Origin of the sequence: Vibrio sp. J502, assembly GCF_025397955.1 — a bacterium.
Taxonomy (GTDB): domain Bacteria; phylum Pseudomonadota; class Gammaproteobacteria; order Enterobacterales; family Vibrionaceae; genus Vibrio; species Vibrio anguillarum.
Map to the genome: position 1 here is coordinate 3,074,177 of NZ_CP104554.1, position 12,393 is coordinate 3,086,569.

The 12,393-nt window shown below is 48.5% G+C and carries 8 protein-coding genes; 3 read left to right on the forward strand and 5 right to left on the reverse strand.

Annotated features, from left to right (window positions below):
• Positions 1 to 137 precede the first annotated feature (137 nt).
• Both N5E84_RS14335 and N5E84_RS14340 read left to right on the forward strand, forming a co-directional pair.
• On the forward strand, positions 138 to 1,307 hold the full coding sequence (locus N5E84_RS14335; RefSeq protein WP_029388262.1) for a 3-phenylpropionate MFS transporter: 1,170 nt from the start codon (positions 138 to 140) through the stop codon (positions 1,305 to 1,307).
• A gap of 99 nt (positions 1,308 to 1,406) precedes the next feature.
• Complete coding sequence (locus N5E84_RS14340) at positions 1,407 to 4,841, forward strand: PAS-domain containing protein (RefSeq protein ID WP_019282403.1); 3,435 nt, start codon at positions 1,407 to 1,409, stop codon at positions 4,839 to 4,841.
• 97 nt (positions 4,842 to 4,938) lie between these two features.
• On the opposite strand, the gene N5E84_RS14345 is transcribed toward N5E84_RS14340, so the two are convergent.
• Together N5E84_RS14345 and N5E84_RS14350 are read right to left on the reverse strand one after the other, a co-directional pair.
• Complete coding sequence (locus N5E84_RS14345; protein WP_017048884.1) at positions 4,939 to 6,642, reverse strand: sodium:solute symporter family protein; 1,704 nt, start codon at positions 6,640 to 6,642, stop codon at positions 4,939 to 4,941.
• A 12-nt stretch (positions 6,643 to 6,654) separates the two neighbouring features.
• Positions 6,655 to 6,921 carry a DUF4212 domain-containing protein gene (locus N5E84_RS14350; RefSeq protein WP_013855818.1) on the reverse strand — a complete coding sequence of 89 codons (267 nt, stop codon included), beginning with the start codon at positions 6,919 to 6,921 and terminating at the stop codon, positions 6,655 to 6,657.
• 387 nt (positions 6,922 to 7,308) lie between these two features.
• On the opposite strand from N5E84_RS14350, the gene N5E84_RS14355 reads away from it, so the two are divergent.
• Positions 7,309 to 9,054, forward strand: coding sequence for a potassium/proton antiporter (locus N5E84_RS14355; RefSeq protein ID WP_013855819.1), 1,746 nt, complete (start codon positions 7,309 to 7,311; stop codon positions 9,052 to 9,054).
• A gap of 4 nt (positions 9,055 to 9,058) precedes the next feature.
• Here N5E84_RS14355 and N5E84_RS14360 read toward each other — a convergent pair whose 3' ends face one another.
• The 3 genes from N5E84_RS14360 to N5E84_RS14370 all read right to left on the reverse strand — a co-directional run bounded on the left by N5E84_RS14360 (position 9,059) and on the right by N5E84_RS14370 (position 12,351).
• On the reverse strand, positions 9,059 to 9,688 hold the full coding sequence (locus N5E84_RS14360; RefSeq protein WP_013855820.1) for a response regulator transcription factor: 630 nt from the start codon (positions 9,686 to 9,688) through the stop codon (positions 9,059 to 9,061).
• Between the two features lie 241 nt (positions 9,689 to 9,929).
• Positions 9,930 to 11,732, reverse strand: a complete 1,803-nt coding sequence (locus N5E84_RS14365; RefSeq protein WP_019282402.1) for a protein-disulfide reductase DsbD — start codon at positions 11,730 to 11,732, stop codon at positions 9,930 to 9,932.
• 160 nt (positions 11,733 to 11,892) lie between these two features.
• Positions 11,893 to 12,351, reverse strand: a complete 459-nt coding sequence (locus N5E84_RS14370) for an arginine repressor (protein ID WP_088718009.1) — start codon at positions 12,349 to 12,351, stop codon at positions 11,893 to 11,895.
• Between the last annotated feature and the right edge of the window lie 42 nt (positions 12,352 to 12,393).

Here is a 12,393-nt window from a genome sequence, read left to right on the forward strand (position 1 = left end):
CTTTGGTCTAATGAGTGATATGACCCGCAAGGTTGTGAATAAGGAAACAGATTTATCAGTAAACTTCCCTTTTTAGAATCTTAAACTGCCTGCATAATACGGCGGTTTTCTCTCCCTCGTTTTGTTCAGGATGAATCATGCTTAACCCCTCTCCATATGGTTGGATATCGCACTACTTTATTGGTTTCTTCTTTGCGTATGGCGTTTACTTGCCATTTTGGGCGCTGTGGTTTGAAACCCAAGGTGTGTCTGCAACCGATATCGGCGTATTAATCGGTATGGGCTTTGCTACGCGTTGCGTCGCTAATTTGGTGATTACGCCGCGTATCCATAAGGCCGAGCTTCTTCTACCAGCACTGCGTTGGTTAAGTTTGGCGGCGTTTTTATTTATTGGTTTTCACTTCTTTACGGGCGGCAGTTTCTGGCTGATGGCGTTAGCTACTGTGTTGTTTAACCTTTGCTGTGGCCCCGTGGTGCCGCTATCTGATGCGATGGCTAACTATTATGCACGCTTAAAAATGCTCGATTATGGTCGCACTCGCTTATGGGGGTCGGTGGCTTTTATCGCTGGTTCTACTGTGGTTGGCGTACTTGTGGCACGTTATGGTTCTGACATGATCCTCTACACCGCCTTGGCTGGGGTGTTTGTTTCACTATTGATTAGCTTGCGCAATCCCAACCCAATGCCCGTGACGGTTGGTGATGCACATGCCGTCCGACCTAAACTGACGCAGTTATTGCGTGAGTGGCCAGTGATAAAATTCTTGATTTTAGCGGCGCTAATACAGGGCAGTCACGCGGCGTATTACAGTTTCAGTTCGATTCACTGGAAAGCGGCGGGGCATTCGGAAGAGCTGATTGGCTATTTATGGAGTTTAGGGGTTGCCGCTGAAGTCGCGGTATTTGCGCTCAGCAAACGCCTTTTTTCAGGCTGGTCACTACGCACATTATTTGTTGTCGCGTCGATTGGGGTTGTGGTGCGTTGGACGTTAATGGCATCGACCACCGCGCTGCTTGCGCTAGGGACGATTCAACTGCTACATGGGGTGACGTTTGCGATGGCGCATATAGCGGCGATTCAATACATTCAGCACGCACCGCAAAGCAAAATGGTGGCTATGCAAGCGCTGTATAATGCCATTCCACTTGGGGCATTTATTGCTTTGATGACCACCTTGAGTGGCTGGGGTTATGAACGCTGGGGCGCTAATGTATTTTGGGCGATGGCGGCAATGGGCATCTTGGCGCTGTTGATTAAAGTCGAACCCACATCATCCAATGAGTCAGGTACTGAAAGCAGCGCCTGAAGCACAGAATTAACCTTAACTGATTGAGATTAAAAATTATCCTTAGTTAAATGAAGCCTCTTCTTTGAAGAGGCTTTTTTGAACCGATAAGGATATCAAATGCAAGGATGGATCGTCGTTCCCGTTTCGCTCGCTTACTTAGGCGTGCTGTTTCTCGTCGCTTGGTATGGTGATAGGCAAAGCCAATGGCTGGCGAAATGGCGACCGTGGATCTACAGCTTATCGATCGCGGTTTATTGCACCTCTTGGACTTTTTACGGCACTGTCGGTCAAGCGGCTAGCAACCCTTGGTCATTTCTGCCTATCTACATTGCGCCTATTTTAGTGTTTACCCTTGGCTGGCGTATGTTGGCGCGGCTGATTTTGATCGCGAAGCGCGAACATATTACCTCCATCGCCGATTTTATTGCTGCTCGCTACGGAAAATCGCAAGGATTAGCGGTAACCGTAACTTTGATTGCCGTGGTGGGCATTTTACCTTACATCGCCTTGCAACTGCGCGGCATCACTATGGGGCTTGAGATTGTCGCCCCCAACCTCGCTACGCAATTTGGTTATCAGAATTATCACGTCTCGTGGTTTGTGGTCGCGGCTTTAGCGCTATTTACTATGCTGTTTGGTACACGGCATATTGATAACACCGAGCACCACCGCGGCATGATGATGGCGATTGCGTTTGAATCGATTGTTAAATTGGTCGCTTTTTTAACCGTGGGCGGTTTCATCATTTATCTGGCTTCAAGCCGTGAAACGGTTGATCTAAGTGCGATTGCCCAGCAGACGTATCAAGCGCCCAACTGGCCAACGCTGTTGATCCACACCGTATTAACCATGATGGCGATCATCTGCTTACCGCGTCAGTTTCATACCATGGTGGTAGAAAATGAACGCGCGCAAGATCTACACACGGCGCGCTGGTTATTTCCTCTTTACCTGACTTTGATGGGGTTATTTGTTCTACCTATTGCATGGGTTGGGCAAAGTTTGCTAAGCGGCAGCCCTGCCGATACTTATGTACTCAGCGTGCCTATGTCGGTGGGCGCCGAGCAGATAGCGTTACTGGCGTTTTTAGGTGGCACATCAGCGGCCAGCGGCATGGTGATTGTCTCGACCATTGCATTGGCGATCATGGTTTCTAATGATTTGGTGATGCCGCTTCTGCTGCGCCGCATGCGTTTAACTCAGCGCAACTACCGTCATTTATCAGGGTTGTTGCTCAACATCCGTCGCGGGTTGATTCTATTGCTGCTGCTTGGCGCTTGGGGTTTTTATCAGGCGTTGGATGCGATTGGTTCCTTATCGGCGATCGGTTTTCTCTCATTTGCGGCGATTACCCAATTTGCCCCTTCATTGATTGGTGGCATGTACTGGCGTGAAGGCAACCGCAAAGGCGTTTATGTTGGATTGGCGGTTGGTTTTACCTTATGGCTAGTAACCTTAATGAGCCAAACCGACATGCTGGCGGGCGATGCACAAACTAACGTTCTGTTATGGATGATCACCCCGCCGGATTGGTTGGTGCAGATGGGACTGAAAAACTCAGATTGGGGCATGATGCTCAGTGTTGCTCTTAACACATTCTGCTACGTTGTTGTCTCTATGGTGACTCGTCCGAGTTTGAGTGAGCGTTTACAATCGGCCTCTTTTGTCGGTACGCCGCTGCCTGAGAGTGAGAATCTCAGCTTGTATCAAAGCCGCGTGACAGTGGCTGAGCTTGAAATGTTGGCCGCTCGTTTTGTGGGGCGCACTCGTGTTCGCACTGCCTTTCGACAATATTGGAGCCAGCAGAGAGAGACGTTACTACCTAACCAACAAGCGCCATCTACCTTAATCCGTCATACAGAAAGAGTGCTGGCGGGGGTGTTTGGTGCTTCTTCAGCCAAATTGGTGCTCACTTCCGCGCTGCAAGGACGCAACATGCAGCTTGAGGAAGTGGCGACCATTGTTGATGAAGCATCCGAGCTGTACGACTTTAGTCGCGGCTTATTGCAAGGGGCCATTGAGCATATTGGTCAAGGAATTACCGTGGTCGATAAAAAGCTACGGCTGGTGGCGTGGAATCAACGCTATCTCGAACTGTTTGAGTTTCCCGCTGGGCTGATTCAAGTGGGGCGGCCGATTGCGGATGTGATACGGCACAACGCGCAACACGGATTATGCGGCCCTGGTGACCCAGAGGATCACGTGCGGCGGCGGGTGTATCACCTTGAGCAAGGAACCAGACACACCTCGGCGCGTATTCGTCCTGATGGACGAGTTATTGAAGTGCAAGGAAACCCGATGCCGGGCGGCGGGTTTGTGATGAGCTTTAGCGACATCACCGTTTTTCGCGAAGCGGAGCAGGCATTAAAAGAGGCCAATGAAACCTTGGAAGAGCGCGTGCACCAACGCACCCTAGAGCTTGAAACCCTCAACAAACGCTTGGTGGCGGCAACTCAAAAATCAGACCAAGAATCGCAATCAAAATCGCGCTTTTTGGCCGCTGTCAGCCACGATTTAATGCAGCCGTTGAACGCTGCGCGCCTGTTTGCCTCTTCGCTCTCGGAAGTAGCCAAAGAGACGGAAGTGAAAACGTTGGCGGGTTATATAGAGAGTGCTCTGGGCGCGGCTGAAGATCTGATTGGTGATTTGCTGGATATTTCACGTTTAGAGTCCGGCAAGCTCGATGTGCATTCTCATAGCTTTGCTATTAATGATGTATTTTCGAATCTTAACGCTGAATTTAGCGCCTTAGCTAAGCAGCAAGGGATTGATTTTAAAGTGATCCCATCCTCGAACTATGTGATGTCTGACCCTAAATTATTACGTCGCGTGGTACAAAACTTTCTCACTAATGCGTTTCGCTACAACCCTAAAGGTAAAGTGGTGCTGGGTGTACGCCGAGTGCGAGATCAGGTCAGGATTGATGTTTGGGATAATGGCATTGGTATCGAGCAAGATAAGCAGCAAGAAATCTTCGAAGAGTTTAACCGTGGTAGCCAAGTCCGTTCTGACCAAGGTTTGGGGCTCGGTTTAGCGATTTCAAAAGGCATTGCATATGTGCTGGGGCATGAAATTTCGATGCGCTCTTGGCATGGAAAAGGCAGCGTATTTTCGCTCTCTTTGACGCGAGCTGAACCTGTCAAACAGGCTCCGACACTGGCGATAGAGCAAGGTATGCCATCTGATCTCAATCATCTGCGCGTACTGTGTGTGGACAACGAAGCTGATATTTTAGTCGGCATGAACGATCTGCTCGCAAGGTGGGGGTGTGATGTCAAAGTAGCAGCGGACTTACTGCAAAGCCTGAAAGCATTAGAAAACAATTGGTTGCCTGATGTTATTTTGTCGGATTACCGCTTAGATAATGGTCGCACTGGTTTAGAAGTGTTGCAGCAGTGTCGCTTGCGGCTTGGAGATAGCTTTGAAGGGGTCATCATCAGCGCTGATCGCACTGAAGAGATGATGGATGCGATTAAATCCAATGGCTTTAGCTTTATTCCCAAACCAATAAAACCACTCAAACTGCGCGCGCTGTTGAATCGAGTTAATTAAGCATGCAGCATAAAGCCGATGCGTGGGCATCGGCTTTATGGTTGTTATCACACTTCACTGCGGAGCGAACATCGAGCATGACGCTCGCAGGTGAAGATTAGTGGTCGTGAGCTTGCCCCGCGCCTTTCGGGAAGCGGATTGACTCCACCATTTCTTGCACTTCGGTTGGAACTTCTGCGGTAAATTTATTCACCACAATCGATACCACGAAGTTCAAACACATACCTAACGTACCAATGCCTTCAGGGCTGATACCAAACAACCAGTTATCTGGCGTGCTGGCTGCCGGGTTAATGAATTTGAAGTAGATGATGTAGGTTGCAGTAAAGATAATCCCTGCGACCATGCCCGCGATCGCGCCTTCTTTATTCATCTTCTTGTAGAAGATGCCCAAAATAATGGCCGGGAAGAAGGAGGCGGCTGCCAAGCCGAAGGCAAACGCTACCACCTGAGCCACAAAACCCGGTGGGTTAATGCCTAGGTAACCAGCACCCACAATCGCAATGATGGCGGCTAAGCGTGCGGCTAACAGCTCTTGTTTATCGGTCATGTTTGGTTTGAAGCCTTTCTTCAATAAGTCGTGAGAAATTGACGTCGAGATAACCAATAAAAGACCTGCAGCTGTCGAAAGCGCAGCAGCTAAACCCCCAGCTGCGAGCAAGCCAACCACCCAGTTTGGCAGTTTTGCCAGTTCAGGAGACGCCAATACGATGATGTCACGGTTAATGTTCATCTCGTTGCGCTCATCGCCAGAATAGAACATACGACCGTCATTGTTCTTATCTTTCCAGCTTACAAGGCCAGTATTCTCCCAGTTCTTAAACCAAGTAGGCGCGTCTGTTGCGGGTACGCCTTGCATGTCTGGGCCATTAATGGTCTCAATCATGTTCACGCGAGCAAAAGCGGCAACACCTGGCGCTGTGGTGTATAGCAAAGAGATGAACAGCAATGCCCAACCTGCTGAGATACGCGCATCACGCACTTTAGGCACAGTGAAGAAGCGAATAATGACGTGAGGAAGACCAGCAGTACCCACCATCAAGGCTGCGCAGATAAAGAACACGTCAACCTTGCTCTTGTTGCCTTCGGTATAGGCGGTGAAGCCGAGCTCTTGAGTTAAGCCATCGAGTTTATCGAGTAGGTAAACATCGGTACCGGTAATGGTTGAGCCCATACCAATTTGTGGCAGAGGGTTACCTGTCATCATGATCGAGGTGAAAATGGCGGGAACAAGGAAGGCGAAAATGAGCACGCAGAACTGTGCAACTTGCGTATAAGTGATGCCTTTCATGCCACCGAGTACCGCATAGAAAAACACGATCCCCATACCGATGACGATACCAACGTTAATATCCACTTCGAGGAAGCGAGAGAATACCACGCCGACGCCGCGCATTTGCCCCGCAACATAAGTAAACGAGATAAAGATGGCGCAAAATACCGCCACCATACGCGCGGTTTTTGAGTAGTATCGCTCACCGATAAAATCTGGCACGGTGAACTGGCCAAATTTACGCAAGTAAGGTGCAAGGCAAAGTGCCAATAACACATAGCCGCCTGTCCAGCCCATCAAGTACACGGTACCATCATAGCCAATGAACGAAATGATACCCGCCATTGAGATAAATGAAGCGGCTGACATCCAGTCCGCTGCGGTTGCCATGCCGTTGGCAACAGGGTGAACACCACCGCCAGCAACATAGAATTCACTGGTCGATCCTGCACGGGCCCAAATGGCAATGCCGATATAGAGTGCAAACGTAATACCGACCAGAATAAACGTCCAAGTTTGAATATCCATTTCGTAAACCTCTTAGTCTTCCTGCACGTTGTATTTCTTGTCGAGCGCATTCATGCGCACAACGTAAATAAAGATCAAGGCGACAAAGGTATAGATGGACCCTTGTTGTGCGAACCAGAACCCTAGTTTGAACCCGCCTAAATGAATCGTATTAAGTGCGTCGACGAAAAGAACGCCTGCACCATATGATACCAAGAACCACACTGCCAGCAGTGAGCCCATAATTCCCAAGTTTTCTTTCCAGTAGGCTTGAGCATGTTCGGTTGATTGGAACGCCATGACCTTCTCCTTCGGTTTGCATATCGTGGTGTTAATTTAATGTTACGAAATTAAGATAGCAGTGAAAGGGTGGTGGGTCTGTGCAACTTTAGTCGGGAGGTTGTTTTTTCCAATTCATTGTAACTAAATGAAATGCCTCAATTTAGAAGGTCTTTCTTATGTTGAATAAATGTTAAATTAGCCAAAAGTATAAGATCATAAGCTCTTGATTGGAAAATCGCTCATGGCGAGTTAACGATTTTTTATGTGGTTGGTTATTCATGCCGCGATAAAAACGATCAATGTTTACATAAAGTTGTCTTAAAAACGGATTAAACTAAGGCACAATGGAACGCGAATTTATGTTGGTTATTCAATCAATAATAATTAAATCAATAAGGAAGGAATATGGATGCAATCGCTATCAATGGTTTTTTTCTCGTAGGTGCTTTGCTGATTGCATTAAGTGTGTTGTTAAGTCCAGTCTCTTCTAAGCTAGGAATTCCTATTCTGCTCGTTTTTTTATTGGTGGGTATGTTGGCTGGGGAGGATGGCCCCGGTGGCATCTTATTTGATAATTATCCGATTGCCTATTTAGTCAGTAACTTAGCGCTTGCCATCATCTTATTGGATGGCGGCATGCGTACCCGTGTTGCCAGTTTTCGGATTGCCTTTTGGCCGTCAGTTTCGTTAGCGACGTTTGGGGTGGCGATCACCACCATTCTCACCGGCTTGATGGCGGCGTGGCTGTTTAATTTGGAATTGCTGCAAGGTATTTTGGTGGGTGCGATTGTTGGCTCAACCGATGCGGCGGCGGTTTTTTCCCTGCTTAAAGGGAGAAGCTTGAATGAGCGCGTCGGTTCAACGTTAGAGATTGAATCGGGCACTAACGATCCAATGGCGGTGTTTTTAACCGTGACATTAATTGCGGTACTGGGTAGCCAAGGCGATGATCTCAGCGCAGGATTCTTGCTGCTGAGTTTTATCCAGCAATTTGGTCTCGGGGCTTTATTTGGATTAGCCGGAGGTTGGCTGCTCTGGAAGCTGATTAATAGCAATCAACTTCCAGAAGGGCTCTACTCCATTTTGGCCATCAGTGGCGGTTTGATTATCTTTGCGCTGTCCAATTCACTCGGCGGCAGTGGTATTCTATCCATCTACTTGACGGGTTTATTGCTGGGCAATAAACCGACTCGTTGCCGCTATTCCATTCTGAACGTACTGGATGGGATGACGTGGCTTAGCCAAATTGGTATGTTCTTGGTGCTTGGGTTATTGGTCACACCTTCTGAATTGCTGACCATTGCGGTGCCGGGCTTTGCGCTCGCCTTTGGTATGATTTTGTTTGCGCGCCCCATTTCTGTATGGATTGGTTTATTGCCATTCAAAGCATTTACTGCGCGTGAAAAGTGGTTTATATCTTGGGTTGGACTGCGCGGCGCTGTACCCATTATTTTAGCGGTTTTCCCAATGATGGCTGGTTTACCGAATGCGCAGCTCTATTTCAACTTAGCCTTCTTCGTGGTGATGGTGTCGCTAGTGGTACAAGGGGGAACCTTGATGAAAGCGGCCGCTTTGGCTCGCGTTGAACTACCGCCCAAACCTGAGCCAATTTCACGTACCGGTGTTGAGATATACCCGTGCAGCGAATGGGAAATGTTGGTCTATAAACTCAAACAAGATAAATGGTGTATTGGTGAGCCATTACGCAATCTCTCAATGCCTGAAGGAACACGTATTACCGCTGTGTTTCGTGACGAGCAACTGCTTCACCCATCGGGCAGCACCAAGTTGCAAGAGGGCGATGTCTTGTGCGTGTTAGCACAGGAGAAAGATCTCGAATCACTGAGCAACCTATTCAGTGAAGCGCCAGAAAAAGCCTCGTTAGAGCGCTTCTTTGGTGACTTCTTTTTGGATGTGGATGCAAAACTCGTTGACGTTGCTGCTTATTATGGTTTGACGATTGAGCACCTCAATCAAGAGATGACGCTCAACGATTTACTGATCCAAGAGCTCGGAGCCACACAAGTACTGGGTGACCATTTTGAATGGCAAGGTCTGTATCTGGTCGTGGCGGACGTGGCCGATTGGCAAGCAACCAAAGTCGGTTTACGATTACCTTTAGAAGAGACGTTAGATGAAGCGAGCGAGTAGCCGACTACTCGCCCAACTCATTGAGTAAAATTACTGCTTGAGTGCGGTTTTTCACCCCAAGTTTACGGAAAATAGCCGTCATATGCGCTTTGATGGTCGCCTCAGAAACATTAAGCTCATAGGCGATTTGTTTGTTGAGTAGCCCATCAGAGAGCATGCCTAATACTTTGTATTGTTGTGGGGTTAAGGCGGCAATTTTCTTGGTTAAATCATTGCATGCGGCGTGATTGGCAATTAGCCCTTCAGGGAAAAATGGGTCACCGGCTAGGACTTGATTGAGCGCCGAGATCAGCGCGCGCATGTCACTCGATTTAGGAATAAAACCAAAGGCACCGTGGCTTTTTACTTGCGCCACCACCGAAGGTTCTTCACTGGCTGAAATCACCACAATCGGTAAATCAGGGTATTCGGCTCGCAAGTGAATGAGCCCTGACATCCCATTTGCGCCTGGCATTTTGAGATCCAACAGCAGCAAATCCACATCGCTCTGTTTGGTTAATAAGGCTAACAGGGCATCTAGCGAATCCGCTTCCAATAAATTGGCACCGCTTATCGCCATATGCACTGATTGAAATAGCGCATTGCGAAACAGAGGGTGGTCGTCAGCAATGATGATGGTGTAGGTCGAATCCATGACGTTTTACACTTTTAGCAATGTCGTTAAATCGATTATTGACCGCGATCTCTCGCTGAACAATCTTTATACGCTAAAAGTCTGAACTGTATCCACTTTTTGTCTGATACTTAGTAGTGACTGAGCCTGATCTGAGAGTGGTGCATGCCAAGCGGTTCGAGAAGAAGTGATGGCGTTCACGCGCTATTATTGCCGACGGTTGCAATGGCTTGCTCAAACAGTCGGCAATAATCGGTAAACCTTAAAGCTGGTGGGCGGTGAGGTGCGCTAAAAAGCGATCGGCTGGTATAAAACCGCTGATACGTGCGTTTGAAACGCGTTCACCTTGCGCATTCCAAAAATCAATCGTCGGTAACCCTAGCACGTTCATCGCCTTGAGTAGCTCAATATCTTGTGGCTGATTTTTGGTGACGTCCGCTTGCAATAGCACAAAGTTTTGCAGTTTCTGCGCGACCTCTTGCTGATGGAAAGTGTACTTTTCAAACTCTTTACACGCCACGCACCAGTCGGCGTAGAAATCGAGCATGACGGGTTTACCTGCTAATTTGGCTTGGCTCAACTGCAAGTTGAGCTCAGCAATATTATTCACCCGAATGAACTCGACATGGCTACGGCTTGCTAGGTTGGTTTGTTCTGGCTTAAACCACACATCCAGTGCGGGTTGCGCTGAAGCAAACAGACCCAATACCGCAATAATGCCAACCATGCTCTGTTTCCAGCCACCAAACGGCAAGCTGTTTTTACAATGATAGAGCCAACCAAACGCGGCGATCCCAAGCACAGACCAGAGCGCCGTTGACCACACTGGTGGCAATAAGCGTTCTAGTAAGAAGGTCGGCGCAGCCAGTAAAATAAAGCCAAATAGTGTTTTTACTCTCTCCATCCAGCCACCGGCTTTGGGGAGTAGTTTGTTACCAAACACGGCGACCAAAATCAGCGGAATCCCCATGCCCATTGCTAAGGCATACAGTGCAATCGCCCCCGTGAATAGGTCGCCACTTTGCGCGACATACAGCAGCGCGCCAGAGAGAGGCGCGGTGGTGCACGGTGAGCAAACCAAACCGGAAATCGCGCCCATGGCAAACACGCCAACACTGCTACCGCCTTGCTGCTTATTACTCAGGCTGTTTAGCCACGTCTGCACTTTGCTTGGCAGTTGCAAGGTATAAACGCCAAACATCGACAGGGCGAGTAGCACAAATAGGGTACTGAGACCAATCAGTACATAAGGGTGCTGCATCGCGGCTTGAAATTGTAACCCAGCCGAAGCGACGACTAGGCCAAGTACGGTATAAGTGAGCGCCATACCTTGCACGTAAATAAACGACAAAATCAACGCGCGCTGTTGTGAAAGTTGACCACGACCAAGCACGATACTGGTGAGGATCGGGTACATAGGGAGTACACAAGGGGTAAAGGCTAGGCCAACGCCAAGTGCTAAAAAGAGTAGCGGTGTCCACCAAGAATCGGCGAGGCGGTTTGCTAGCCCGTCTTGTTCAGCCACGGGCGCTTTTGGCGAATCTGTTTCGCTTTTCGCCATATTGGCCGCCGTGTTGTTGTCAGAGCGAGTATCGCTTGCCACAGCTTGAAGGTCGATAATTCGCGTTTCTGGTGGATAGCAAAAGCCCGCTTTTGCACACCCTTGGTACTGGATAATTAATTTGGCGTTCGCTGCTGCACTGAGGAGCGGTACGTCGACAAACAGTGGCTCAGTATAAATCTTCACATCACCAAAAAATTCATCGTGATATGGCTGACCATCGAGCATCTCGATTTCACCAAGCTGTGCATTTTCGGCGCTGATACTGATCCGATCTTGGTAGAGGTAATAGCCCTGCTTGACCTGCCAATCTAAGAAGATCTGCTTACCTTGCTGCTCGGCATGAAAAGGAAACGCTTGGTCAACTGGGACAAATTGATTGTCGGCTGAGGCCAAACCGAGGTTGTTACCACTATTGAATGGATTGTCATTGCCGAAGACCGCCAACGCAGGTTGGGAAAGTGTCAGCAGAGCTAGCAGTACAAAGGAAAAGAGTAGGCGCATACAAAAATCGAGTCTTCATTAGGTGAGTGTCATCTTAACCCAATCAGACCGCTTTTCGGCGCAATAAGTTTCACAGTGATGGAAAAATCGTCGCTGATGAGGCAGTGAAGCGAGAAAAGCCAAGTGAGGTTGTGGACCTCACTTGGCTGGGCGATGGGGGTTAAGCGACACCTAGGCGAGTTTTCACCACCGCTTCACACGCTTCAATATTATTGATGTCTTTGGGAATAATAAGCACAGTGTCATTACCACCGACCGTTCCTAAAATCTCAGTGTGGGGATCAATATCAACCAATCGCGCGACCAATTGAGCACTTCCAGGATGAGTTTTTACCACCACAGTGGATTGATTGTGAGTGATAAACTCAATTTGTGAGGCGATAGATGACTCAACACGCACTGGCGCGGTTTCGACCGTAATGCAGTACACTTTTTTGCCGCACGCATTTTGCACTTTCACCACACCAAGTTGGGAAAGCAAGCGTGACACAGTGGATTGGCTAATGCCTTCGTAGCCGAGCTCTATTAGCCTGAGTCGTAGCTCATTTTGGTTAGCAAAACTTTGTTGTTGTAGGATTTTTTTACAAGCGGAAGCTAACGTTTTGTCATCGGTTTGCATTGCGCCGTGGGGGATTTTTCTGTTCACGGGCGGTTCCTTTTA